The sequence below is a fragment of the Candidatus Pseudomonas auctus genome (genome assembly GCF_048654275.1).
In the GTDB taxonomy this organism is placed as follows: Bacteria; Pseudomonadota; Gammaproteobacteria; order Pseudomonadales; family Pseudomonadaceae; genus Aquipseudomonas; species Aquipseudomonas pharyngis.
This window is the reverse complement of record NZ_JBJYZK010000014.1, coordinates 1-24,113: the sequence shown is the minus strand read 5'-3', so window position 1 is coordinate 24,113 and position 24,113 is coordinate 1. Positions and strand designations below refer to the sequence as shown.

Below are 24,113 nucleotides of genomic sequence, written 5' to 3'. Positions count from 1 at the left end.
GACTGAAACCTCGTTCAATCACTTGAGGCAATCACGATGAAAATTCTGTTGATCGGCGCGGGCGGCACCATCGGTTCGGCCGTGGACAAAGAGCTGTCGCAGCGTCATGAAGTCATTCGTATCGGTCGCAGCAGCGGCGATTATCAGGTGGATATCAGCGACAGCGCATCGATTCGCAAGCTGTTCGAACAGACCGGCAAGTTCGACGCGCTGGTCTGCGCCGCCGGCAACGTAACCTTCGCCCCGCTGGGTGACATGACCGAGGACAGCTTCGCCCTCGGCCTGAAAGACAAGTTGATGGGCCAGGTCAATCTGCTGCTGATTGGCCGCGAATTCGCCAACGACGGCGCCTCGTTCACCTTCACCACCGGCGTACTCAGTCACGATCCGATCCGCAGCGGCGCCTCGGCTGCACTGGTCAACGGCGCGCTGGACAGCTTCGTGCGGGCCGCCGCCATCGAACTGCCACGCGGTCTGCGCGTAAACTCGATCAGCCCGACCGTGCTGGTCGAAGCCATGGGCAGCTACGCCCCATACTTCCGTGGCTACAAGCCGGTTCCTGCGGCGGATGTGGCATTGGCCTACGCCAAAAGTGTCGAAGGCTTGCAGACAGGTCAGACGTTTCACGTGGGCTAAACCCTTGTGATGAACGGTCAGCCTGCGTAACGTGACGGCACTTGTCTGGAGAGCCAAAGATGCGTGTTGCCCGTTCCCTGATCGTTGTTGCCCTGCTCCCGTTGTTTGCCGCGTGCCAGTTGTTCGATGGCGCGCGGGAAAGCGCCTCCCACGTCGGCCAGACGCGGATGCAGGGGCAACTGACCGCTGCCGACGGCAAACTGGTGTTCCAGGCCTGCGGCGAGCAGCGCCAATACGTAGTCAATGACATCGGCGGCACCAGCGTCCTGCAAGAGGCCGCCACCCTGGCCGATGAGCAAGGCAAGCTGTTCGCCGACGTGCGCGGGAAGATCGCCGGCGACCGCCTCGACCTGACTCAGCTCTATCGCGTCGAACGCTCCGGCACTGCCTGCGACGATCCCAACTTCAAACAGTTGATCCTGCGCGCCGCCGGTCATGGCCCGGAATGGAACGTCAAGGTCAGCGGCAAGGGCCTGGTCATCGACCGCGAAGGCCAGCCGCCGCTCGCCGTGCCTTACGTCGAAGAACAACTGGGCGATGGCCGCTTCAACCTCAGCAGCGAAGCCAACAACCAGCGCATCGAATTGTGGGTGGCGCCGCAGCGCTGCGTCGACAGCAGCACCGGCAGCGTGCAGCACATGAGCGCCGAGTTGCGTATCGACGGCCAGGTACAGCGCGGTTGCGGGTATTTCGGCGGTTCGCGTAACGACTGATCGTTTTACCCTCACGGGATCCGGCCGATGCGGCTTATAATCGCCGCCTTCAAACGCCCTGGCGCAGTTGTGCGCCCCGCGAACCGGATCCTGTCATGTTACGAATCACCGAACTCAAGCTGCCGATCGACCATCCCGACGAAGACCTGCGCGCTGCCATCGTGCAACGCTTGGGCATTGCCAGCGATGACCTGCTCGATTTCACCTTGTTCAAGCGCAGCTACGATGCGCGCAAAAAGTCCTCCGAACTGTGCTTCATCTACACCATCGACCTCGAAGTGCGCGACGAGGCCAAAGTGCTGGGCAAGTTCGCCGACGACCGTAACGTCAACGTGGCGCCGGATGTCAGCTACAAATTCGTCGGCCAGGCGCCGAGCGACCTGAGCCAGCGCCCGATCGTGGTCGGTTTTGGCCCATGCGGGATCTTCGCCGGCCTGCTGCTGGCGCAGATGGGCTTCAAGCCGATCATCCTTGAACGCGGCACCGAAGTGCGCCAGCGCACCAAGGACACCTGGGGCCTGTGGCGCAAAAGTGTGCTCAACCCCGAGTCCAACGTGCAGTTCGGCGAAGGCGGCGCGGGCACGTTCTCCGACGGCAAGCTGTACAGCCAGATCAAGGATCCGAAATTCCTCGGCCGCAAGGTTCTGCACGAGTTCGTCAAGGCCGGCGCGCCGGAAGAAATCCTCTACGTCAGCAAACCGCACATCGGTACGTTCCGTCTGACCGGCATGGTCGAGACCATGCGCGAAGAGATCCGCGCCCTGGGCGGTGAAGTGCGCTTCCAGGAACGCGTCACCGACGTGCTGATCGAAGACGGCCAACTGGTCGGCGTCGAGCTGGCCAGCGGCGAAATCCTGCACTCCAGACACGTGATCCTGGCGCTGGGCCACAGTGCCCGCGACACGTTCCGCATGCTCCACAGCCGTGGCGTGTTCATGGAAGCCAAGCCGTTCTCGGTGGGTTTTCGCATCGAACACCCGCAGTCGCTGATCGACCGTGCGCGCCTCGGCAAGTACGCCGGCCACCCCAAGTTGGGCGCCGCCGACTACAAACTGGTGCACCACGCCAAGAACGGCCGTTCGGTCTACAGCTTCTGCATGTGCCCGGGCGGCACCGTGGTGGCGGCGACTTCCGAGCCGAACCGCGTGGTCACCAACGGCATGAGCCAGTACTCGCGTAACGAGCGCAACGCCAACTCCGGCATCGTCGTCGGCATCACCCCGGAAGTCGACTATCCAGGCGGCCCGCTGGCCGGGATCGAGCTGCAGGAACGTCTGGAGTCCCACGCCTTCATCCTTGGCGGCAGCGACTACAAGGCGCCGGCGCAACTGGTCGGCGACTTCATCAACGACATTCCTTCGACCGAACTGGGCGAAGTCGAACCCTCGTACAAACCGGGCGTGGCACTGGGCGATCTGGCCCTGGCCCTGCCGGACTTCGCCATCGAAGCCATTCGCGAAGCGTTGCCGGCGTTCGAGAAGCAGATTCGCGGTTATTCGCTGCACGATGCGGTGCTGACCGGGATCGAGACCCGCACCTCGTCGCCGCTGCGCATCACGCGTAACGAGACGCTGCAGAGCATGAACGTCAAAGGTCTGTTCCCGGCCGGTGAAGGCGCGGGTTATGCGGGCGGGATTCTGTCGGCGGGTGTGGACGGGATTCGGATTGCTGAAGCCGTGGCGCGTGACATTCTCGGCCTCGAAGCCTGATCATCATTAGCTGACTTAACACAAAACCCTGTGGGAGCGAGCCTGCTCGCGAAAGCGGTATTTCAGACAACGATGATGTTGAATGAGATGACGCCTTCGCGAGCAGGCTCGCTCCCACATTGGTCTCAGCACTCGGCTTTAGATATTGGCGCGCAGGACTGAATCAGGCAGCGGCTCACCGCGCTCGGCACTCGCGGTCACCGCTTCGATCAACCCACTCAATTCATACCCTTGCGCCTTCAGCCAGTCCTGATCGTAATAGGTGTCGGCATACCGCTCGCCGCCATCGCACAGAATCGCCACGATCGAGCCCGACTCCCCCGCCGCTTTCATCTGCTGCGCCGCCATCAATGCGCCGATCAGGTTAGTGCCGCTCGACCCGCCGACATGCCGGCCCAGACGCTGCGCCAGGTAATGCATGGCCGCCAGCGACAACGCATCCGGCACCTTGACCATCGCATCGATCACCTTCGGCAGGAACGACGCTTCCACCCGTGGCCGGCCGATCCCCTCGATCCGCGAACCGTGGTCCAGACGCAGGCTGGCGTCGCCAGTCTGGTAGTAGTCGAAAAACACCGAACGCTCGGCATCAGCGCACAGCACGCGGGTGCAGTGCTGGCGATAACGCACGTAACGCCCGAGGGTCGCGGTGGTGCCGCCGGTGCCGGGGCTGGAAATCAGCCAGGCCGGGCATGGATGCTGTTCGTAGCGCATCTGCTGGAAGATCGACTCGGCGATATTGTTGTTCGCCCGCCAGTCGGTGGCGCGTTCGGCGTAGGTGAACTGGTCGATGAAGTGCCCGTCGTGTTCGCGGGCCAGGCGTTCGGATTCGGCGTAGATTTGCGTCGGATCGTCCACCAGATGACTCTGGCCACCGTAGAACGCAATCTGCGCAATCTTCTCCTTGGAGGTGGTCGCCGGCATCACCGCAATAAATGGCAGACCGAGCATCCGCGCGAAATACGCTTCGGAAATCGCCGTCGAACCGCTGGACGCCTCGATCACCGGTGCGCCGGGCTTGAGCCAGCCGTTACACAAGGCGTAGAGAAACAGCGAACGGGCCAGCCGGTGCTTGAGGCTGCCGGTCGGGTGGCTGGATTCATCCTTGAAATACAACTCGATGCCCGGAAACCCCGGCAGCGGCAAGGGGATCAGGTGGGTGTCGGCGCTGCGCTGGAAGTCCGCTTCGATAATCCGGATGGCTTCGCGGGCCCACTGTCGGTTGTCGCTCATGGCTGTCGTTCTCGTTGAATCGGGCAGAAGTGCCTTTACAGGCTCAGCCCCCAAGCTTAGGAAAAAACCTACGGCACCGACAGATACAGCTGAACTTCAATCCCTTGGGCAACTGCTAGGCTCTCCTGCACGTGGGGGCCGATGCCTGTAACCATATATAACAAAAAAGAATATAACTTTTGTTTTAACAACTAACGGTACGGGTTAGGGTGTGCCACCTTTTGACTTTATCGATGGAGAGCGACCTTGCCTCTGCGTAGCACTTTCACGCGTTTCTTTCAGTTGGAAGCTGCCAGCGGTCTGTTACTGATCGCCGCGGCCATCCTGGCTCTGATCATCAACAACTCGCCGCTGTCGTGGTTGTACAACGGCCTGCTCGACACCCCGGTGGTGGCGCAGATCGGCGCATTGAAAATCGCCAAGCCTCTGCTGCTGTGGATCAACGACGGCCTGATGGCGCTGTTCTTCCTGCTGATCGGCCTGGAAGTGAAGCGCGAAGTCCTCGACGGTCAGTTGTCCAAGCCGTCGCAGATCGTCCTGCCCGGTGCGGCGGCGATCGGCGGCATGCTGGTGCCGGCACTGATCTACTGGTTCCTCAACCGCGACAACCCGGCCGCCCTCGATGGCTGGGCGATTCCGACCGCCACCGACATCGCCTTCGCCCTCGGCGTACTGGCCTTGCTCGGCAAGCGCGTGCCGGTGTCGCTGAAGCTGTTCCTGATGACCCTGGCGATCATCGATGACCTCGGTGCCATCGTGATCATTGCGATCTTCTACTCCGGTGAGTTGTCGACCCTGTCGCTGGGCCTGGCGGCGGCGTGCATCGCGGCGCTGGTGGCGATGAACCGGCTCGGGGTGGTCAAGCTCGGGCCGTACATGATCATTGGTTTGATTCTCTGGGTCTGCGTGCTCAAGAGCGGTGTCCACGCCACGCTGGCCGGCGTAACCCTGGCGTTCTGCATCCCGCTGCGCACCAAGAATGCCGAGCCTTCGCCGCTATTGGCCCTCGAACACGCGCTGCACCCGTGGGTCGCCTACGGCATTCTGCCGCTGTTCGCCTTCGCCAACGCCGGCCTGTCGCTGACCGGCGTGACCGCCGAAAGCTTCACCCACCACGTCCCGATGGGCATCGCCGTCGGCCTGCTGCTGGGCAAGACTCTCGGCGTGTTCGGCCTGACCTGGCTCGCCGTAAAAATCGGCATCGCCGCCCTGCCCCACGGCGCCAACTGGGGCCAGGTGCTGGGCGTGGCGATCCTCTGCGGGATCGGCTTCACCATGAGCCTGTTTGTCGGCTCCCTCGCCTTCGTGCCGGGCGCCAGTGAATACGCCGGGATGGACCGAATGGGCATTCTCACCGGCTCGGTTTTTGCGGCATTGATCGGTTATGCGGTGACGTTGGCGGCGAGCAGAAAGAACACCGCGTTGCCTTCCTGATACTCCGTGGATCGCTGTAGCGAACAATCCCCACGTCTTTAGAGACGAGTCCTACAGCCACGCTTTTCCTGCTTTGTTAATGCCGCAAACCAACAAAAAACCCCGACCAGTCACCTGATCGGGGTTTTCTTTTACCGCTCGTTTGTGCTTAGTGCGAAACGCGGCTGGTCCCGCCAACAGTCGAAATCCGTACCCGCTCACCCACGCGGAACACTTCATTCTCCTGCACTTGCTGCACATAGGCGCGCATGCTGCCGTCGTCTTCACGTACGGTGATTTCAACACCTTGGGTGCGGGTCAGGCCTTCTTCGGTGGCCGAACCGATCAGGCCGCCAGCCACGGCACCGATAACGGCTGCAACGATGCTGCCTTTGCCGCCGCCGATCGCGCTGCCACCAACGCCGCCAACCACTGCACCGGCAGCGCCGCCGATCGGGGTCTTGGTGCCTTCGATTTTCACCGGACGCAGGGATTCGATGGTGCCCATGCGAATCGTCTGCACGCGACGCGCTTCGTCACGGGAGTAGGAGTCACCGGTCAGGCTCGACTGGCAGCCGGTCAGCAACATCGCCATCGTGGAAAAGGAAGCAACCAGCAGAACAGACTTACGCATAGCATCAACTCCAAAGGACAGGTATTCATTAAACTCCGCAGCTTGACGCCTGTCACGGCGTCGCCCGGATTAAGTTGCTTTCATTCAGGCCCGGTACAGGCGCCCGCGAACTCACCCAACAGTAGCGCCAAATTCCATTTCCTGCGCCGCCGACCCAAGGATTTCCATGGATTACTTCATCATTGTCGTCACCACCGCCGCCGGTCTGTACTTCCATTGGTGGCTGTATGTACGGATCAAACGCTGGATGGATCGCGATCTGGCATTGTCACTGGCCGGCAAGGATGAAGGCAAACGCGCGTTCATGCTCGAACGGCTGGAGCAGGCTCAGGCGCAGAAGATCAAGCGCCGGGACCTGCCGAAGTGGCTCGAAGCCGCTGCGGCAGGCTATCCCGCTCGGTAGACTGCTCAGGGTGCCAGACGTTCAAGAATCCAGTCGGCGCCCTGCACACGGTAGTTGAGGCGATCGTGCAGACGGCTCGCGCGGCCCTGCCAGAACTCGATGCGCTCGGGGAGCAGGCGGTAACCGCCCCAGTGTTCCGGGCAGTGAGGCTGAGTGTCGGTGAAGCGTTGCTCGGTCGCCTTGAGCAAGTCTTCCAGTTCACCCCGGCCGTTGATCACCCGGCTCTGCGGTGAGGCCCAGGCGCCAAGTCTGCTGCCCAGCGGCCGCACTTGATAGTACGCGTCGGACTCTTCAGGCGTGACCTTCAGCACCCGCCCTTCAATCCGCACCTGGCGCTCGAGGGTCGGCCAGAAGAACGTCATGGCAGCGAACGGGTTCGCCGCCAGATGCTGGCCCTTGGCGCTTTCGTAGTTGGTGAAGAAGGTGAAGCCCTGCTCGTCCAGGCCCTTGAGCAGCAGAATGCGGCAATGCGGACGGCCGTCCGCATCCACTGTGGCCAGGGTCATGGCGTTGGCTTCCACTGGCGCCTGTTCGGTTTTCACCGCTTCGGCAAACCACTGGTGAAACAACGCAAAGGGCTCCGCCGGGGCTTGCGCCTCGGTCAGGCCGTCCCGGGTGTAATCACGACGCATATCTGCCAGAGACTGGGTCACGGCGCATTCCTTTTCGTTAGCGGATCACTTTTTGGTGGTATCGGTCGCAGCGACTTTCTTGTCGGTTGCAGCGGCTTTGGCGGGTGCGGTCTTTTTCGCCGGAGCCTTGGCCGGGGCCTTTTTCGCTGGAGCCTTGGCAGCGGCTTTCTTGGCCGGGGCCTTTTTGGTGGCCGGTACAGCGGCTTTCTTCGCAGCTGGCGCCGGGGTCACCGGTTTGGCGGCAGGCTTGACGTCCTGGGCAGCGACCATGGTCACTGGCTTCGGTGCCGGCATGTTGTATTTGCTCAGCAGCGCGACCATGGTGTTCTGCGGGGTCACCAGCAGTTCGACACGACGGTTCAGGGCGCGACCTTCAACGCTGTCGTTGGCGGCACGCGGTGCTTCGGAACCCATGCCGCGCAGCATCAGGCGATCACGCTGCAGACCGCTGAGGCGGAAGATCGCCGCCACGGCCTGGGCGCGTTCCTGGCTCAGCTTGATGTTGGCCGGAGCGGCACCGGTCGTGTCACTGTGACCCAGCACCAGCACGGCGGTTTTCGGGTCGGCTTCAAGGATTTTCGCGACGCGAGTGAACGGGCCGAGAGTCACCGGCAGCAGCATGGCCGGGCGATCCGGGTTGAACGAGCCTTCCACCGGCGCGGTCACGACCAGCACGTTTTCACGGCGTTCGAGTTGCAGATTGCTGTCCTTGATCGCGGTGCGCAGGCGCGGTTCGTAATCATCCAGCCAGGCTTGAGTGACTTTCGGATCGGGCATCGGCACGACTTTGGCCGTGTCCTGCTCCTTGCCGCCAAACGGCCACCACCATTTGCCGCCCTTGTCGGCCTCAGCCTTGGCGACTTCGACCGGTTTGGCCTCGGGTTTGGCTTCAGCTTTCACTTCAGGCTTGGCCGCCGAGTCGTCGGAGCCAAACGGCCAGTACCAGGGACTGCTGCTCTCGGCCTTGGCCACAGGCGCTGTGGCGGCCGGTTTCAACGGCGCAGGCGCCGGAACCGGCTCCTTGGCTGCGACTTTGTCGGAAGAACCGAACGGCCACCAGCTGCCGCCATCGGCGTCGTTCTTCGGAGTCTGTGCACAACCGGTCATTGCGAAACACAGGGCCAGGGCGAGAGTTTGTTTGGACGACATTGGAAACCCACAAAAATAATTAGTGAACAATCAGAGGACTTTCGCCCGGATAAACAGACGCTTTGAAACGAAATTCGCCATGAGGTTCCGGCCCTGGAACCTCGGACGACGCTTTACAGACAAGTGGCAAGTACCCGCGCCAGCTTCTGCGCGCGCGGATCCATCAGGACATACGGCCCAAGGGTATTTGTCACAAATCCGAAGGCAACATCATGCTCCGGATCAGCAAAACCGATGGAACCACCCGCACCCGGATGCCCGAATGCGCGCGGGCCGAGGCCGTAGGTGGCATTTGGCACGTCGGGTTGATCAAGCATGCAACCGAGACCGAAACGGGTGCGGGTCAGCAAGGTCTTGTCCTCGCCGAGGCTGTGTTCGCGGGTCAGTTCGTCGAGCATTTCGCTTTCCAGCAGGCTGCCGTCGAGCAGACCGGCGTAGAACCCGGCCAGACTGCGGGCATTGCCGTGGCCGTTGGCGGCCGGTTGCTGCATACGGCGCCATTCCGGCTTGTTGGTGCTGGTGAGCACCGACGGCGGATTGGTGAAGGCCCGGGTGGTCATCGCCGTCGGCTCGCGCATGGTCACTTGCAGCAGGCGCTGGGCGGCGGCGTCGCCGGTGTTGCCCTTGCCACGGGCAATGTGCGCCACGCGATGGAATTCTGCGTCGGCCAGACCGACATGAAAATCCAGCCCCAGCGGTTTCGCGACCCGCGCCACGATCGATTCCCCCGGCCCACGACCGTCGGCGCGCCGCAGCAATTCGCCGATCAGCCAGCCGTAGGTGATCGCGGCATAGCCGTGACCGGTGCCCGGCGTCCACCACGGTGCTTCGGCCGCGAGGGCGTCGACCATGGTTTGCCAGTCGTACAGCGCTTCCGGCGCGAGCAACTCGCGCAGGGCCGGCAGACCGGCCTGATGGCAAAGCAGCTGGCGCAGGGTGACGTATTCCTTGCCGGCAGCGGCGAATTCCGGCCAGTAACGGGCGACCGGCGCATCGAGCTGCAACTTGCCTTCGGCGACCAGTTGCAGCGCGGTGACGGCGGTGAAGGTCTTGGTGCAGGAGAACAGGTTGGCGATGGTGTCGCTGTGCCAGGCCTCGGCGCCGTCCTTGTCGGCGGTACCGGACCAGAGGTCGAGGACGGTTTCCCCGCCGACCCGGATGCACAACGCGGCGCCGCGTTCCTGGGGATCGTCGAACAGTGCAGCGAAGGCTTCGCGCACCGCTTCGAATTGAAGCTCGTAATGTCCCTGAATCTGCACCCGCAACTCCCCCGCGAAAACGCTCTACAAAGTGGCCCGCATTGTTCCAGCCCGTGAGGCTTTTGGGAACCGCTGCGGGCCGGGCGGTCTTCAGGTTTCGTAATGCTCAGTGACCGTTGCCGGAATGCCCGCCGGTGTGGCCTGCGCCCTGCCCCGGGCCTTTGCCGGCGTCAGCCTTGCGGCCGCCTTCGGCTTCGTGGCCGGCCTTGTCCGCTGCGGCAGCCGCTTTCTGCGCGTCTTTGCTCAACTGATCGACGGTGGCCAGGTTGCTCTTGCGCACGGCTTCGACAAAACCCTGGAACGGCAGATCGGTGACGCCAACCAGACCGAAGTGGCCGTTCTCGCCATCGAGCAGGCGCCCGGTCACCGGTTGGTCCAGATACTGGAACCAGTGCACGCCGACAATCGACGGTTCGCTCAGCGCCTGTTTGAGGAAGTTGGCATAGGCAGGGCCGCGATCTTCTTCCTTGCTCAACGGGGTCACGCCGCCCCAGAACGGGCCACGGTCGGTGGAGCCGAAGTTGAATTCGGTAATCAGCACCGGTTTGTCGAGGTTGCGCAGCGCTGCGAAGTCATAACCATCCTGGGGTTCCAGGGTGTACATGTTGAAGCTCAGCACGTCGCAATACTGGGCGCAGGACGCCACGGCTTCCGGGGTGCTGGTGGCGAAACGGCCGCCGAGCAGCAACTGGTTCGGCGCGTGCCATTTCAGCGAGTCGGAAATGGTCTTGAAGTAGGTGTCGGCGAAGACCTTCTGGAAGTATTTGAAGTCGGCCTCGATTTCCGGATGCTCCGGGTTCGGCAGCGGCGCCTCGAAACCCGGGTCTTCCATCAATTCCCACGCCGGCAGATCAATGCCCCAGGCCTTCGACAGCCCCGCCTGATTGCGGTACTTGTCGCGCAACTGCTTGAGGAACGCGCGTTTGGCCGGAACGTCGGTGGTCATTTTCAAGGTGCCGTAGGCCAGCGCGTAACGGGATTTCGGATCATCGCCGGGGCCGGCCCAGGCCAGTTCGTTGTCGGCGAAGTAGCCGATCAGCCACGGATCATCGCGATGATCACGGGCGGCAATCGCCACGGCGCGTTCGGTGGCCATGGCGAAACGTGGATCGAACGGGTCTGGCATGCCGCCCCACCAGTCGGTGCCGGTGCTGATGCTGGTGTAATCGCCGACGATCGACAGCGGCAAGGTGTAAGGCATGCGCTCGGCGTCGCCAAGGACAGGGGCGCTCCAGTTACCGACGGTGTTGAAGCCCCAGGCTTGCAGACGATCAAGCGTGTGGCTGGCCCACTTTTGTTCGTCGACCGTGTTTTTGCACGGTGTCGCGACACTTTGCCCGGTTGTCGCGGCCGACTCGGCAACCCCGGATTTCGGCTGTTCGGAGGCGGCTACCGGCGCACTGGCGTTGGTCGCCGCTTCTTCAGCGGCCCCGGCCTTGGCGGCTTCGGCCACTCCGGCCTTGTTGCCGCTGTCCGAAGTGCACGGCTCGCCATACAGGCGCTGAAGGTTGGCGCCGTAGAAGTCGTACCAACGCCCGAAGTTGTAGCCACGACCCTGATCGGCGCCGTTGCCGCCACGGTTATCACCTTCGCCGAAGTGGCTGGCCAGCGGCTCTCCTGGTTTGGGCAGGGATTCGAACATGTATTCGCGACCGGCCACGTAGGTCTGGTTGACCTCCGGGCTGACGGTGTTCACGCCCAGGGAATAGAACGGATGGCCTTCTGGTGTCACCAGATACCAGCGGCCGTCACGCTTTTCGGTGCGGAAGAAACCGCTGGCCTTGAACGCCGGGCCTTTGCTCCAGCCACCGAACTTGTCCAGCGAGGATTTTTCGCGCTCGGCCAGCCAGGTGTTCAGTTGTTGCTGTTCTTTGGCGGCGGCGGATTTCAGTTGTTCGTCATTGGCGACTTTCTCCGGCCACTTGCCGCGAGTGGATTGGCCATAGGCATCCACCAGATTGCCGTAGGCGGATTTGATCACCTCGCCTTCGTCCTGCACGCCAAAGCGCTCGAGCAACAGACTTTGCGCGGCTTTCGGCTGGTCCATCGACAGGCTGACCGATACCACCTGGCTGCGATCCAGCTCACCGCTGCTGCTTGCCAGCAGGATGCGCTGCCCGTCGATCATCATCGGCATCACCGGCCCGGCCTTCATGCCCTGGCTCAGTGGCGAGGTCGCGGTCAACGGCACGAGCAAGGTCTGCGCCGGACCGGCCGGCAGGTCCACGCGGCTGACCAGGGTCTTGCCGTCGTTGCTCTGGATTTGCACGTAGACGGTCACCGCCCAGTTCATCGCGCTCTGGATGCGCAGGCTCATCATGCCGGACTGCGACCAGTCCCAGGCACCGGTCTGCGGGGACAGACGCAAGGTCGGGCGAGCCGTCGGGTTGAACGTCACCCGGCGCAGCACTTCACCCTCGGGAGTCTGCTCGGCGTTGGCTTGCGGCAGGTCGGCGTTTTCGGTCGCCACTTTCACCACATCGGCGGGGCGAACAAAGTTGAACAGGGTCTGCTGGCCGGCAGGTGCCGCGAATAAAGGCGCAGCGAAAACCAGGGCAAAAACGGCAGGCAACGAACGACGAATCATGAGAACGGAATTCTCCCTAACGACCCGCAAGGGCCAATGGAAAAGCAGTGACAGAGAGATAGACAGCGCGGCGGGCAAAACTGCCCACCGATGTCTCAGGATATTTCACGACGGAAAGGAGGCAACGCATTGAGGATCGCCTTGCCGTAGCGCTGGGTGACCAGCCGCCGATCCAGCAAGGTGATGGTGCCGCGGTCTTCTTCGGTACGCAGCAGTCGGCCGCAGGCCTGAACCAGCTTCAGCGAGGCGTCAGGCACCGAGATCTCCATGAACGGATTGCCGCCCCGGGCTTCGATCCATTCCGACAGTGCGGCTTCGACCGGATCGTCCGGCACCGAGAACGGGATCTTGGCGATCACCACGTGTTCGCAGTAGGCCCCCGGCAAGTCCACGCCTTCGGCAAAACTGGCGAGGCCGAACAGCACGCTGGAATCGCCGCCATCGACCCGCGCCTTGTGCTTGTTCAGGGTTTCCTGTTTCGACAGGTTGCCTTGAATGAATACTTGCTTGCGCCAGTCACGGTCGAGGCCGTCGAACACGTCCTGCATCTGTTTGCGCGACGAGAACAGCACCAGACTGCCGCGCGAGCCTTCGACCAGTTCCGGCAGGTCGCGGATGATCGCGGCGGTGTGGGCAGCGGCATCCCGCGGGTCGGCCTTCAGGTCCGGCACCCGCAACACACCGGCATCGGCGTGATGGAACGGGCTCGGCACCACGGCGGTGACGGCTTTTTTCGGCAGGCCGGCACGCATGCGGAAGCGGTCGAAGGTGCCGAGGGCGGTCAAGGTCGCCGAGGTCACCAGACAGCCGTAGGCCACGTTCCACAGGCTGCGGCGCAGGGTTTCGGCGGCAAGGATCGGGCTGGCGTTGACCTCGATGTCGAATAGCGAACCGCTTTCCGCCAGGGTCAGCCAGCGGGCCATCGGCGGGTTGTCTTCCGGGTCTTCGGCGGTGAACGCGGTCCACAGCTCCCAGTTGCCGGAGGCACGGGACAACAGGCTGCCGAACAGTGGATACCATTCCTCGGCCTGATTGCTGGCGATGCCGATGTTGACCTCGCCGTCCATGCCTTCCTTGAGCAGATCCGTCAGGCGGGTGAACAGGTCGTTGAGGCGGGCGAAGCCTTTTTTCAGCTCGATGCCCATCTCGCGCATGTGCTCGGGAATCACCCCGCCGATGAAGCGGTGACGCGGACGTTCGCGGCCTTCGACATCTTCACCGGGCTTGAAGTCGGCGATCTGTTCGCAGGCGGTGAACATGAACTGCTGCTGGGTCTTGATCTCCCGCGCCAGCTCCGGCACCTGCTCGATCAGTTTGCCGAGGTCACCCGGCAGCGGGTGCTGGGCCAGCAGTTTGGTGAGGTTCTTGGCGGTGGTTTCCAGCCAGTCGGCGGTGGAACGCAGGCGCGTGTAGTGAGCAAAGTGGCCGATGGCCTTGTCCGGCAGGTGGTGGCCTTCGTCGAACACATAAATGGTGTCGCGCGGATCCGGCAACACGGCCCCGCCGCCCAGTGCGAGGTCGGCCAGCACCATGTCGTGGTTGGTGACGATCACGTCGACCTTGCCCATGCCTTCGCGCGCCTTGTAGAAGGCGCACTGGCCGAAGTTCGGGCAATGGCGGTTGGTGCACTGGCTGTGATCGGTGGTCAGGCGCGCCCAGTCGGCGTCTTCCAGCGCGTTGGGCCAGCTGTCGCGGTCGCCGTCCCATTTATTGCCGGCGAGCTTCTCGATCATGCTGGTGAACAGCTTCTGGCTGGCCTCGTCGACCTCGATCTTGAAGCCTTCTTCCTCGAACAGCTGGGCGGTGGCGGTCTGTGCGTGGCCTTCCTGCAACAGCATGTCGAGCTTGGACAGGCACATGTAGCGGCCACGGCCCTTGGCCAGGGCGAAGCTGAAGTTCAGCCCGCTGTTGCGCATCAGGTCGGGCAAATCCTTGTAGACGATCTGCTCTTGCAGGGCGACGGTGGCGGTGGCGATCACCAGGCGCTTGCCGGCCAGTTTGGCCGTCGGGATCGCGGCCAGGCTGTAAGCCACGGTCTTGCCGGTACCGGTGCCGGCTTCCACCGCGACAATCGCGGGGTCGCCACTGCGCCGGCCTTCGTCGTCGGTGTCGATATCCCCGAGGACCTTGGCGACTTCAGCGATCATCAGGCGTTGGCCGTAACGCGGCTTGAGGCTCTTGGCCTCTAGAAAACGCGAGTAGGCGCCCTGGATCGTGGTTTTGAGTTCAGTGCTGATCATTGAGTGTCGGGCGCAAAAAACGCTGGATAAATTTTCAGTGGTTCGGTTCGGCGGCTATCATACCCCGCGAATCGATCCTGCGCAGAACGGAGTACCCCAATGACACCTTTTAGCCTCGTTTACCCCATCCATGTACTGGCCGCGCTGGTTTGGGTCGGCGGCATGTTTTTCGCCTGGATGGTGCTGCGCCCTGCGGCGATGAAGGCCTTGGACGGTCCCGGGCGCCTGACGCTCTGGGTGGAAGTGTTTCAAGGTTTTTTTCGTTGGGTGTGGGGGGCGGTGATTCTGCTGCCGGTGACCGGGGTGGGCATGTTGCATCTGCAACACATCGCCTTCGACAACGCGCCGCGTTATGTGCAGGTGATGATGGGGTTGTATGTGGTGATGACCGCGTTGTTCATCCGGATTCAAGCATTGATGCTGCCTGAATTGCGCACGGCGGTGCAGGCGAAGGACTGGCCGGCGGGCGCGGCGGTGCTGGGCCGGATTCGCAAGGTGGTGGGGTTCAACCTGTTGGTCGGGGTGGTGCTGGTGGCGGTGGCTGCTGCGCGCCCCTCGTTCTGACTAGAGCACCGTTGATCGTTCCCACGTCGAGGCGTCGAAACGTCCGCGTGGGAATGCCTCAAGGGACGCTCCGCGTCCAGTGACGCAGAGCGTCACGGGCTGCATTCCCACGCAGAGCGTGGGAACGATCAAACAATCGATTACAGGCGCTGTACGGTGACAGACCCCGCCGCACCCGCAGGCCCCGGCTGCCCGTCAGCCCCCGGCTTGCCGCTCTTGCCGCCGTCGGCGCGATACACCAGACAGCCCTTGGACTTGCCACCCGCCCCCGGTTTGCCGCCAGGACCGGCCGGGCCACCGGCACCGCCGGCGACTTCGACCTTGATCAGTTCGGCCGGAAACTCGCGCGGCACTTCAAGTCGCACCAGCGCGCCCGGTGCACCCGGCTGACCATCGCTGCCGTTGCTGCCATCAAAACCGTGTCCCGCCTGACCCCAGGTGCAACCCGGCTCCTTACCGTTGGCGCCATCAAGCCCGACAAATCCCGGCGCACCGGTGCCGCCACGGGCATCGACCACCAGTTTCGGCGCGTTCAACGCCTTGAACTGCAGATTCAGGTTGCGCCCGGCGCGGGCAGCTTTTTCGTAGGTGCCCGGTGCGCCACGGGCGGTGATCTGGCTGCCTTCGGCGAGTTCGGCGCGGCTGACTTTCATCTCCAGCGCCTGTTCGCTCGGCACGATGGCGATACGCGCTTCGTGGCCCAGTTGCAGTTCACCGACACTCAGCTCGGTCACGTTCGAGGGAATCAGCAAGGTGCCGTAGTCGGCGACCACCAGTTTTTCCAACTGCAAAGTGCTGGCGGTGTTCGGCAGACGCATCAGCGAGTTGGTTTCGACGCTGACCACCTGGGCGCAGGCCAATGGACTGATGAATGCAGCGAGCAGGCAGAGTTTACGCATGGGAAGCCTCCGGAGCGGCCGGGGCCGGGATGGTTTGCAGGTGGAATACGCCGAACAGCAGGATGCGGCCACGATCACGCCAGGGGTGCGGACGACCCTTCAGGCTGCGATTGCACAGCAGCACTTCGAGCACGTGGATCGCCAGCAGCAGAGCGCCGGCCAGATTGACCAGCAGGTGCAGCGGATGAACAAACGGCACCAGCTGATTGGCCAGCACCACGCAGCAGAACAGCAGGGTCAACAATCGCCCCAGCCCACAGAACACCTTCATACGCTCCCCCGTGTTGCGAATTATTCTTTGGGCGCACAGTAACGGCTTCTGCAGGGGATAAGCCAGAGGGAAAAATGAAAAAAACCGATCCACCGCCGGATGGCTGCCGGTTCGACGATGATCATCGACCGACAGCTCTAGCCCGCGGACTACAGACTCATCCTAACGATTGATGTGCAGTTCCACCCGACGGTTCTGCGCACGCCCCTCGTCCGTGTTGTTATCGGCGACCGGTTCACTCTCGCCGCGCCCTTCACTGGTGAGTTTGTTCGGCGCCAGGCCCTGACTCAGCAAATACTCCGCCACGCTGCTGGCGCGACGCTCCGAAAGCGCCTGGTTGTAGGCATCCGAACCCTTGCTGTCGGTGTGGCCGATGACCTTGATGCTCACCACATCGGCATTGCGCAGTTTGTCCATCAACGTGTCGAGCTGGCTTTTTGCGGCCGGTTTCAAATCCGACTTGTCGAAGTCGAACAGCACGTTGCCGGCATCGTTGAGGGTGATGACTTCGGTTTGCGGGGCCGGTTCGGCCGGTTTCTCGGTGACCGGATATTGCGGCAGCGGACAGCCACGGTGGTCGACCGGGGTGTTGGCCGGGGTATCGGGGCAACGGTCGCGGCGATCGAACACGCCGTCGTCGTCTTCATCGCCATCCTGGGCGTAGCAGATCAATCCGCCGGTGAGGATCCCCAGCGCAGCGCCACCGCCGGCCCAACCGCTGCTTTCGAGCGCGCCGAGACCGCCGCCGACCAGTCCGCCAATAAGGCTGCAGATCGGCCAGGTACGTTGATTGAGGGGAGCGGTGCCATCGCTGTGGGTGGCGCAACCGGTCAACAGGCTGCCCAGCAGCAGAACCGGCAAGACGGACCTTGTAAGAACACTCATCGTTAAAGCTCCTGTGTCACCGGCCCATACCGGTTACACAGGAGTAAAGACCCGCATCCGCGACTGCACAAGCCGCGGATGCGAGGGGGCTAGCGGTTGATTTTGATTTCGGTACGACGGTTCAGCGCGCGACCGTCGGCAGTTTTGTTGTCTGCCACCGGCTGGCTTTCACCGGCACCGGTCACCGACACGAAGCTGCTTTGCGGTACGCCGCTTTCAACCAGGTACTTGACCACCGAGTGCGCGCGGCGATCCGACAGTTTCTGGTTGTAGGCATCGCTGCCGACGCTGTCGGTGTGGCCGGTCACGGTCAGTTGCGCGGTGCTGGATTCCTGTTTCAGGCGCGAAGCGACCTTATCCAGGACCAGTTTGTCGGACGGGGTCAGCGTGGCCTTGTCGAACTGGAAGTGAACATCGCGGATGACAATGGTTTCTTCCTTGACCACTACAGCTTCTTCGACCACTGGTGCAGGGGCTGGTGGAGGGCAGCCGTCGGCATCGACCTGTACGCCTTTAGGCGTGCCCGGGCACTTGTCGCGACTGTCCGGCACACCATCGCCGTCTTCATCGCCGTCACCGTGAACCCAGCAATAGGCCGCTGCCGTACCGCCGACGAGTAACGCGCCATACCCCGCCCATGCGGAGCTTTCGGTCGCACCGAGCCCCGCACCGACGACACCACCGACTGCCGCACAGGTCGGCCAGTCGGTTTTCTGCAAACCTGCGCAACCAGTCAACACACTGGTTAGCAGAACCAAGGGTAATGCTGTCCGAACTATGCTCATCTAGTTTTCTCCTGAGGGATCGGCTTAGAACCGATTCAGGGAGTAAAGACCGGAGTTTTAATCTCCGCCAGCAATAGGCCATTGCTGTTTGTGCGCCTGTTCACGGGACTTCGACGAATTTGCCGCAAACCCGCAGGACAGAGATCTAGGCCTTGGCGTCCGGGCAGGCTAGTCTTGGCGCTCTGATTGAGGAGCTTCGATGAACGTCGCCATTTCTTCCCGCACACCGCAGCAGGCATTGGCCGCCCTGCTCGACCGCTACGCCCCGGCACGTCTGCTGCTGATCGGCGCCAGCGAGTTCCCGGCGCTGGCTGCCTTCAAGGAAGCACACCCGGAGACCTGCGTCGCGCACGCCGCGCCCGGTGCGTTGCCGGCGGAACTGGCGGCCCGCCGTTTCGACCTGGCGCTGGTGGTCGATTGCCTGGAACATTTGCCCAAGCGCGACGGCCTGAACCTGTTGGGCGGGATCCGCAACCTCAACGCCAGCCGCATCGCCGTGCTGGCGGATCTGCCGGCCAGTGGCTGGCAGGAGACCGATTTTTACTCACTGGCCCTGCAGGCCAGCGAACGCTTCGCCCGCGACGAGCAGGTACTGACACTCTTCACCTACGATCTGCTTGACTACAAACAAGTCCCCGACTGGCTCAACTCACGGTTCTGGGCCAATCCGGAAAACTTCGGGAAATACTGGTGGTAATGCAATGAGTACAGCCATTTGCCCTTGCGGCAGCGGCAACCTGCTGGATGCCTGCTGCGGTCACTATCACGCCGGCCACCCGGCCCCGTGCGCCGAAGCCCTGATGCGCTCGCGCTACAGCGCCTACGTGCTGGGTCTTATCGACTATCTGGTGGCTACCACCCTGCCAGCCCAGCAAGCGGGGCTGGATCGCCAGTCGATCAGCAACTGGAGCGCCCAGAGCACCTGGCTCGGTCTGGACGTGGAAAGTTCGGAAGTGCTCGGCGGCCAGCCGGAACACGCGTTCGTCACCTTCACCGCGCGCTGGCATGACGGTCAGGGCGAGCACAGCCACCGCGAGCGCTCGTCGTTCGTGCAGAACAGCGGGCGCTGGTACTTCATCGACCCGACCGTGCAACTGAAGCTGGGCCGCAACGACGCCTGCCCGTGCGCCAGCGGCCAGAAGTTCAAGAAATGCTGTGCGGGGTATTTCGGCAGCTGAGGCTAGACTGGGCAGCAAAGGGAGTTAAACCATGCTCGGTCATTGGCGCACAATCCAGGCTTTCTCACTGCTCGTGTTTCTGGGGCTCGGCGGCTGCGCGTCCTGGTTTACCGACGACGCCCGCGACCCCGCCGTGCACCTGGTGAAAGTCGAAGTGGTGCGCGCCAAGTTGCTGGAACAGAAATTCATCCTGCACTTTCGCATCGACAACCCCAATGACAGCGACCTGACCGTGCGCGGTCTGGAATACCGCATACACTTGGCCGAAATGCTGCTGGCCGAAGGCGAGCACGAACACTGGATCACGGTGAACCCCAAAAGCAGCGCGTTTTACAAGGTGCCGATCCGTACCAACCTGTGGCCGAAGGTGAAAGAGGTGGTGAAAATGCTGAAAAACCCGCACCAGCAGATTCCCTACCGACTGGAGGGCGAGATGGAAACCGGTTTATTCATCGCTCACTACGTGCACCTGGCGCGCAATGGCGTGATAATCCCCGCCGATTTGATTACGGAGTGACCCCGATGACCCAGCAACCTCATGTCCATGGCCCAGACTGCAACCACGATCATGACCATCACCACCATGATCACGACCATGGCCATGTCCACGGTCCGAACTGCGGCCACGCCCACCAGGAACCGGTGCGCAACGCCCTGAAAGACGTTGGCCGCAACGACCCTTGCCCCTGCGGCAACGGCAAGAAATTCAAGAAGTGCCACGGCGCTTGATGTTTCAGGCAATTATCTTCTTCGCCTGAGATACCGACTTCGCGAGCAAGCCCGCTCCCACATTTGATTGCATTCCGTCAGAAGGAATACGGTCGAATGTGGGAGCGGGCTTGCTCGCGAAGGGGCCGGCCCATTCACCGGAAGCTTTTCAGCCTGCCGCCAGAATCCGCCCGGTGCTGACCACCGTCGCATACTCCCCGTGCAAATTCCCCAGCGACATCGCATGTACCTCTTGCGCCGAACGCAAAGTGCCGAAATAGTCGGCCTTGTCGAAGGTAAAGCACGCATCCTCCGCCACCCACGCGTCAAACCCCAGATTGCCCGCCGTGCGCGCCGTGGACTCCACCGAGTTGTTCGTCGCCACGCCGACAATGATCAACTGCTCGACCCCCGCCTCACGCAACTTCGCCTCAAGCCCCGTCGCACAAAACGCATCCGGCACCTGCTTCTGGATCAGCCATTCGCCGTCCTGCGGCAAAAACCTGTCCTGAAACTCCACCCCTTCCTGCTCGGGCCAGAACACCGAATCCGGCGAGCGCGACAGGTGCTGCACGTGGATCACCGGCCGTCCACTGCGCCGCCAAAAACTCAGCAGCTCAAGAATCCGCTCCTCGGCCGACGGATTATTCCGCCGCCCCAGACGCGGTTCCAGAATGCCTTTTTGCTGGTCGATGATGATCAGTGCAGCGTTGGCCTTGAGCGCCATGGCGATTTTTCTCACGCGGGGTCATTGAATTTCCCGTACTTGAGCATCACCTCCTGGGATTAAGCAAGCTATCGAACGCACACAGGACAACCTGAAGCCGGCGTTTGCTGTCCGCACGTAAGCCATTTTCCTGATTTGGAGTTTTCCATGATCGACCTGTATTACTGGACCACGCCCAACGGCCACAAGATTTCCCTGTTCCTCGAAGAAGCGGGCCTGCGCTACAACGTGCACCCGATCAACATCAGCCAGGGCGAGCAGTTCCAGCCGCATTTTCTGAAAATCGCACCGAACAACCGCATCCCGGCGATCGTCGATCATGAGCCGGCCGACGGTGGCGAGCCGTTGTCGCTGTTCGAGTCCGGGGCGATCCTGCTGTACCTCGCGGAAAAGACCGGCAAGTTCCTGCCCAAGGACCTGCGTGGCCGCCAGGCGGCCCTGCAATGGCTGTTCTGGCAAATGGGCGGGCTGGGGCCGATGGCCGGGCAGAACCATCATTTCAGCCAGTTCGCCCCGGAAAAAATCCCCTACGCGATCAAGCGCTACATCGATGAAACCGCGCGCCTGTACGGGGTGCTGGACAAGCAACTGGCCAACAACGAGTTCGTGGCCGGCAGCGAGTACAGCATCGCCGACATGGCGATCTACCCGTGGATCGTCTCGCACAAGTGGCAGAGCCAGAACCTGGAAGACTTCCCGAACGTGCAGCGCTGGTTCAACCACATCAAGGATCGCCCGGCGACCGTGAAGGCCTACGCGCTGGTGCAGAAGATCAATCCGCCGAAGGCTTGAGTCACCCGGCCTGATCGTTCCCGCGCGCGGGAACGATCAACGGGAAGAAATAACCGCTCGCCCCGCTTGCGCGGCCCCCTCCTGCTCACTAACGTAGCGGCTTTATTGCGCCCCCAGCCTCTACACCCCCGCAGGAGCTTTGCCATGGCCTCGCCAGCCCTTTCACATTTTCTTCCCCGGTTCGGCGTTGCCGCAGCAGTGGCCGGTGTTCTGAGCCTGACCGGTTGTCAGACCTGGAACGCCCAGGACACCCTCCCGCCGACCTCCGGTGTGCAGCCGCTCAAGGGCCTGGCGCAGAACGTTTCGGTACGCCGCAATGCCATGGGCATGCCGCTGATCGAAAGCAACAGCTTCCACGACGCTCTCTTCGCCCTCGGCTACGTGCATGCCAGCGACCGGATCAATCAGATGGTCACCCTGCGCCTGCTGGCTCAGGGCCGTCTGGCGGAGATGTCCGGCGCCTCGATGCTCGACGCCGACCGCTACATGCGCGCCGTCAACCTGAAGAAAAGCGCCGGCGAGCTGTACAAGGCTTCGTCGCCACGGCTCAAGCGCTTCTTCGAAGTCTATGCCCGGGGCGTCAACGCCTACCTGTTCCGCTACGCCGACAAGTTGCCGGGGGATCTGGCTTCCAGCGGCTACAAGCCTGAATACTGGAAACCCGAAGATTCGGCGCTGATCTTCTGCCTGCTGAACTTCAGCCAGTCGGCCAACCTGCCGGAAGAAATCGCCTCGCTGGTGCTGGCGCAGACCGTGACCAACGACAAACTGGCGTGGCTGACCCCGTCCGCCCCCGACGAAAACCTGCCGCTGGCCGAAGCCGACAAGCTGCAAGGCATCAAGCTCAACGGGCAGATTCCGGGGCTGACGGAGCTGAGCAACGCCAGCGAACAACTGGCAGCCCTCAACCTGCTGGGCACTCAGTCGTCGAACAACTGGGCCATCGCCCCGCAACGCAGCCGCAGCGGCAAGAGCCTGTTGGCCAGCGACAGCCATGGCCCGCTGGCGGCGCCATCGCTGTGGAGTTTCGTGCAGATCCGCGCGCCGAAATACCAGGCCGCTGGCGTGACCGTGGCCGGTCTGCCGATGGTGCTCGGCGGTTTCAACGGCAAGGTGGCGTGGAGCCTGACCAGCGTGCTCGGCGATAACCAGGACCTGTTCCTGGAAAAAATCCGTCGTCAGGGCAGCACGTTGTCCTACGAGGTCAACGGCAAGTGGCAACCGGTCGCCGTGCGCAACGAAACCTATTTCGTCAAAGGCCAGCGGCCGATTCGTGAAGCGGTGTACGAAACCCGCCGTGGCGCGCTGCTCAACAGCACCCAGGCCGCTGCTCAGGGCGCAGGCTTTGGCCTGGCCTTGCAGACCCCGAGCTTCACCGACGACAAATCCCTCGATGCGTTTTTCGATCTGAGCCGCGCCCAGAACGTTGAACGCGCTTCGGACGCCAGCCGGGAAATCCGCGCCATCGCGCTGAACCTGGTGTTTGCTGACGCCAGCAACATTGGCTGGCAAGTTACCGGGCGCTTCCCCAACCGCCGCGAAGGTGAAGGCCTGCTGCCGTCGCCGGGCTGGGAAGGTCGCTACGACTGGGACGGTTACGCCGACCCGATGCTCCACCCCTACGATCAGGACCCGGCCCAGGGCTGGCTCGGCACCGCCAACCAGCGGGTCATTCCTCACGGCTACGGCATGCAACTGTCGAATTCCTGGGCGGCGCCGGAACGTGGCGAGCGTCTGGCCGAACTGGCTGGCAGCGGCAAGCATGACGGTCGCAGTGTGATCGCCATGCAGTACGACCAGACCACCACCTTCGCCGCCAAACTGAAGAAAATGTTCGAGGCACCGGGCATGGCGCAGCCGCTGAAACAGGCGATCGACGCACTGCCGGAAGCCGAGCGCAGCAAGGCGCGCGAGGCCTACACCCGTCTGATGGCGTTCGACGGCAAGCTCAGCCCGACCTCCGCCGATGCGGCGATCTACGAGCTGTTCCTGCAGGAAAGCATGAAACAGATCTTCCTCGACGAGCTCGGCCCGCAAGGCAGCCCGGCGTGGAAAGCCTTTGTCGCCAATGGCGATCTGTCCTACACCGCCCAGGCCGATCACTTGCTGGGCCGCGAAGACAGTCCGTTCTGGGACGACGCCCGCACCCCGCAAAAAGAAGACAAGCCGGCAATTCTCGCCCGCAGTCTGGCGGCAGCGATCAGCGCCGGCGACAGTCAGCTGGGCGGCGACCGCCGGGCCTGGCAGTGGGGCAAACTGCACCGTTACGAGTGGAAGAATGCCAGCGGCCAGACCGTTCGCGGCCCAATTGCGGCGGGCGGCGACCACACCACCCTCAACACGGCGGCGTTTGCCTGGGGCCAGGATTTCAACACCACGCGTGCGCCGTCGATGCGTTTCATCGTCGACTTCGGTCAGAGCGAGCCGTTGATGGGGCAGAACGGGACGGGGGAATCCGGGAATCCGGTCAGCCCGAACTACTTGAATGGAATCGATCCGTGGCTCAAGGGCCAGTACATCGGGTTGCCGATGCAGCCGCAGAACTTTGACCGGGTGTATGGCAAGACGCGGTTGACGCTTACTCCCGGCAAATAGCGCTACTCCCCAAAAGATCAAAAGCCCCCTCACTGTAGAGACCGGTACATCCTTTACACATTAGACCGGGGACATCGTTTACACCTTTTACAGGCTTGATA

Annotated in this window: 24 protein-coding genes; 12 read left to right on the top strand and 12 right to left on the bottom strand. The window is 62.6% G+C overall.

Annotated features, from left to right (window positions below):
* Positions 1–36 precede the first annotated feature (36 nt).
* The 3 genes from ACKUG4_RS22375 to ACKUG4_RS22365 all read left to right on the top strand — a co-directional run bounded on the left by ACKUG4_RS22375 (position 37) and on the right by ACKUG4_RS22365 (position 3,058).
* The gene (locus ACKUG4_RS22375) at positions 37–636 is read left to right on the top strand and encodes a short chain dehydrogenase (protein WP_064593949.1); all 600 of its coding nucleotides are present in this window, start codon (positions 37–39) and stop codon (positions 634–636) included.
* A gap of 59 nt (positions 637–695) precedes the next feature.
* On the top strand, positions 696–1,349 hold the full coding sequence (locus ACKUG4_RS22370) for a COG3650 family protein (protein WP_064593947.1): 654 nt from the start codon (positions 696–698) through the stop codon (positions 1,347–1,349).
* Between the two features lie 95 nt (positions 1,350–1,444).
* A complete protein-coding gene (locus ACKUG4_RS22365) occupies positions 1,445–3,058 on the top strand; it encodes an NAD(P)/FAD-dependent oxidoreductase (RefSeq protein WP_445434852.1) in 1,614 nt (537 codons plus the stop codon).
* A 138-nt stretch (positions 3,059–3,196) separates the two neighbouring features.
* Here ACKUG4_RS22365 and ACKUG4_RS22360 read toward each other — a convergent pair whose 3' ends face one another.
* Positions 3,197–4,291, bottom strand: a complete 1,095-nt coding sequence (locus ACKUG4_RS22360; protein WP_445434851.1) for a PLP-dependent cysteine synthase family protein — start codon at positions 4,289–4,291, stop codon at positions 3,197–3,199.
* A 246-nt stretch (positions 4,292–4,537) separates the two neighbouring features.
* Between ACKUG4_RS22360 and nhaA the strand changes: the two genes are divergently transcribed.
* The gene (gene nhaA / locus ACKUG4_RS22355; RefSeq protein WP_440817266.1) at positions 4,538–5,725 is read left to right on the top strand and encodes a Na+/H+ antiporter NhaA; all 1,188 of its coding nucleotides are present in this window, start codon (positions 4,538–4,540) and stop codon (positions 5,723–5,725) included.
* Positions 5,726–5,873: 148 nt separating this feature from the next.
* Here nhaA and ACKUG4_RS22350 read toward each other — a convergent pair whose 3' ends face one another.
* On the bottom strand, positions 5,874–6,338 hold the full coding sequence (locus ACKUG4_RS22350; protein ID WP_007969461.1) for an outer membrane lipoprotein: 465 nt from the start codon (positions 6,336–6,338) through the stop codon (positions 5,874–5,876).
* A gap of 166 nt (positions 6,339–6,504) precedes the next feature.
* On the opposite strand from ACKUG4_RS22350, the gene ACKUG4_RS22345 reads away from it, so the two are divergent.
* Positions 6,505–6,741, top strand: coding sequence for a hypothetical protein (locus ACKUG4_RS22345; RefSeq protein ID WP_039771369.1), 237 nt, complete (start codon positions 6,505–6,507; stop codon positions 6,739–6,741).
* Between the two features lie 5 nt (positions 6,742–6,746).
* On the opposite strand, the gene pdxH is transcribed toward ACKUG4_RS22345, so the two are convergent.
* The 5 genes from pdxH to dinG all read right to left on the bottom strand — a co-directional run bounded on the left by pdxH (position 6,747) and on the right by dinG (position 14,608).
* A complete protein-coding gene (pdxH, locus tag ACKUG4_RS22340; protein ID WP_064593937.1) occupies positions 6,747–7,394 on the bottom strand; it encodes a pyridoxamine 5'-phosphate oxidase in 648 nt (215 codons plus the stop codon).
* Positions 7,395–7,418: 24 nt separating this feature from the next.
* Positions 7,419–8,522: an OmpA family protein gene (locus ACKUG4_RS22335; protein ID WP_445434850.1), complete on the bottom strand. Its 1,104-nt coding sequence runs from the start codon at positions 8,520–8,522 to the stop codon at positions 7,419–7,421.
* Positions 8,523–8,635: 113 nt separating this feature from the next.
* Positions 8,636–9,781 carry a serine hydrolase domain-containing protein gene (locus ACKUG4_RS22330; RefSeq protein WP_445434849.1) on the bottom strand — a complete coding sequence of 382 codons (1,146 nt, stop codon included), beginning with the start codon at positions 9,779–9,781 and terminating at the stop codon, positions 8,636–8,638.
* A gap of 106 nt (positions 9,782–9,887) precedes the next feature.
* The gene (locus ACKUG4_RS22325) at positions 9,888–12,368 is read right to left on the bottom strand and encodes a beta-agarase (protein WP_445434848.1); all 2,481 of its coding nucleotides are present in this window, start codon (positions 12,366–12,368) and stop codon (positions 9,888–9,890) included.
* A gap of 95 nt (positions 12,369–12,463) precedes the next feature.
* Positions 12,464–14,608, bottom strand: a complete 2,145-nt coding sequence (dinG, locus tag ACKUG4_RS22320; protein ID WP_007952008.1) for an ATP-dependent DNA helicase DinG — start codon at positions 14,606–14,608, stop codon at positions 12,464–12,466.
* Between the two features lie 99 nt (positions 14,609–14,707).
* Here dinG and ACKUG4_RS22315 point away from each other — a divergent pair, with 99 nt between their 5' ends.
* Positions 14,708–15,172 (top strand): CopD family protein, encoded by a 465-nt coding sequence (locus tag ACKUG4_RS22315; protein WP_064382929.1) that lies wholly within the window; start codon positions 14,708–14,710, stop codon positions 15,170–15,172.
* Between the two features lie 140 nt (positions 15,173–15,312).
* Here the strand turns inward: ACKUG4_RS22315 and ACKUG4_RS22310 are convergent, their stop codons facing one another.
* The 4 genes from ACKUG4_RS22310 to ACKUG4_RS22295 all read right to left on the bottom strand — a co-directional run bounded on the left by ACKUG4_RS22310 (position 15,313) and on the right by ACKUG4_RS22295 (position 18,012).
* Entirely contained in the window at positions 15,313–16,071 is a 759-nt protein-coding gene (locus ACKUG4_RS22310) for a collagen-like protein (RefSeq protein ID WP_445434847.1), read from the bottom strand.
* The gene (locus tag ACKUG4_RS22305) at positions 16,064–16,342 is read right to left on the bottom strand and encodes a DUF1145 domain-containing protein (RefSeq protein ID WP_085612355.1); all 279 of its coding nucleotides are present in this window, start codon (positions 16,340–16,342) and stop codon (positions 16,064–16,066) included. Before ACKUG4_RS22305 ends, ACKUG4_RS22310 begins: the two co-directional genes overlap by 8 nt.
* A gap of 162 nt (positions 16,343–16,504) precedes the next feature.
* Complete coding sequence (locus ACKUG4_RS22300) at positions 16,505–17,227, bottom strand: PA1041 family peptidoglycan-binding anchor lipoprotein (protein WP_039771352.1); 723 nt, start codon at positions 17,225–17,227, stop codon at positions 16,505–16,507.
* A gap of 89 nt (positions 17,228–17,316) precedes the next feature.
* Positions 17,317–18,012 carry a PA1041 family peptidoglycan-binding anchor lipoprotein gene (locus tag ACKUG4_RS22295; RefSeq protein WP_064593923.1) on the bottom strand — a complete coding sequence of 232 codons (696 nt, stop codon included), beginning with the start codon at positions 18,010–18,012 and terminating at the stop codon, positions 17,317–17,319.
* A gap of 199 nt (positions 18,013–18,211) precedes the next feature.
* Here ACKUG4_RS22295 and ACKUG4_RS22290 point away from each other — a divergent pair, with 199 nt between their 5' ends.
* From ACKUG4_RS22290 to ACKUG4_RS22275, 4 genes are read left to right on the top strand one after another with little or no spacing between them, the layout of a single operon-like run.
* Positions 18,212–18,709 carry a DUF6231 family protein gene (locus ACKUG4_RS22290; protein ID WP_064593921.1) on the top strand — a complete coding sequence of 166 codons (498 nt, stop codon included), beginning with the start codon at positions 18,212–18,214 and terminating at the stop codon, positions 18,707–18,709.
* A gap of 4 nt (positions 18,710–18,713) precedes the next feature.
* Entirely contained in the window at positions 18,714–19,190 is a 477-nt protein-coding gene (locus tag ACKUG4_RS22285; RefSeq protein ID WP_011332777.1) for a YchJ family protein, read from the top strand.
* A 31-nt stretch (positions 19,191–19,221) separates the two neighbouring features.
* Positions 19,222–19,707 carry an LEA/WHy family protein gene (locus ACKUG4_RS22280; RefSeq protein ID WP_445434846.1) on the top strand — a complete coding sequence of 162 codons (486 nt, stop codon included), beginning with the start codon at positions 19,222–19,224 and terminating at the stop codon, positions 19,705–19,707.
* Positions 19,708–19,712: 5 nt separating this feature from the next.
* Entirely contained in the window at positions 19,713–19,919 is a 207-nt protein-coding gene (locus ACKUG4_RS22275) for an SEC-C metal-binding domain-containing protein (RefSeq protein WP_007955014.1), read from the top strand.
* Between the two features lie 148 nt (positions 19,920–20,067).
* Here the strand turns inward: ACKUG4_RS22275 and ACKUG4_RS22270 are convergent, their stop codons facing one another.
* Positions 20,068–20,625, bottom strand: coding sequence for a cysteine hydrolase family protein (locus ACKUG4_RS22270; protein ID WP_085647840.1), 558 nt, complete (start codon positions 20,623–20,625; stop codon positions 20,068–20,070).
* Between the two features lie 147 nt (positions 20,626–20,772).
* Here ACKUG4_RS22270 and ACKUG4_RS22265 point away from each other — a divergent pair, with 147 nt between their 5' ends.
* Positions 20,773–21,417, top strand: a complete 645-nt coding sequence (locus ACKUG4_RS22265) for a glutathione binding-like protein (protein ID WP_445434845.1) — start codon at positions 20,773–20,775, stop codon at positions 21,415–21,417.
* 144 nt (positions 21,418–21,561) lie between these two features.
* Positions 21,562–24,012 carry a penicillin acylase family protein gene (locus tag ACKUG4_RS22260; RefSeq protein ID WP_445434844.1) on the top strand — a complete coding sequence of 817 codons (2,451 nt, stop codon included), beginning with the start codon at positions 21,562–21,564 and terminating at the stop codon, positions 24,010–24,012.
* Positions 24,013–24,113 lie beyond the last annotated feature (101 nt).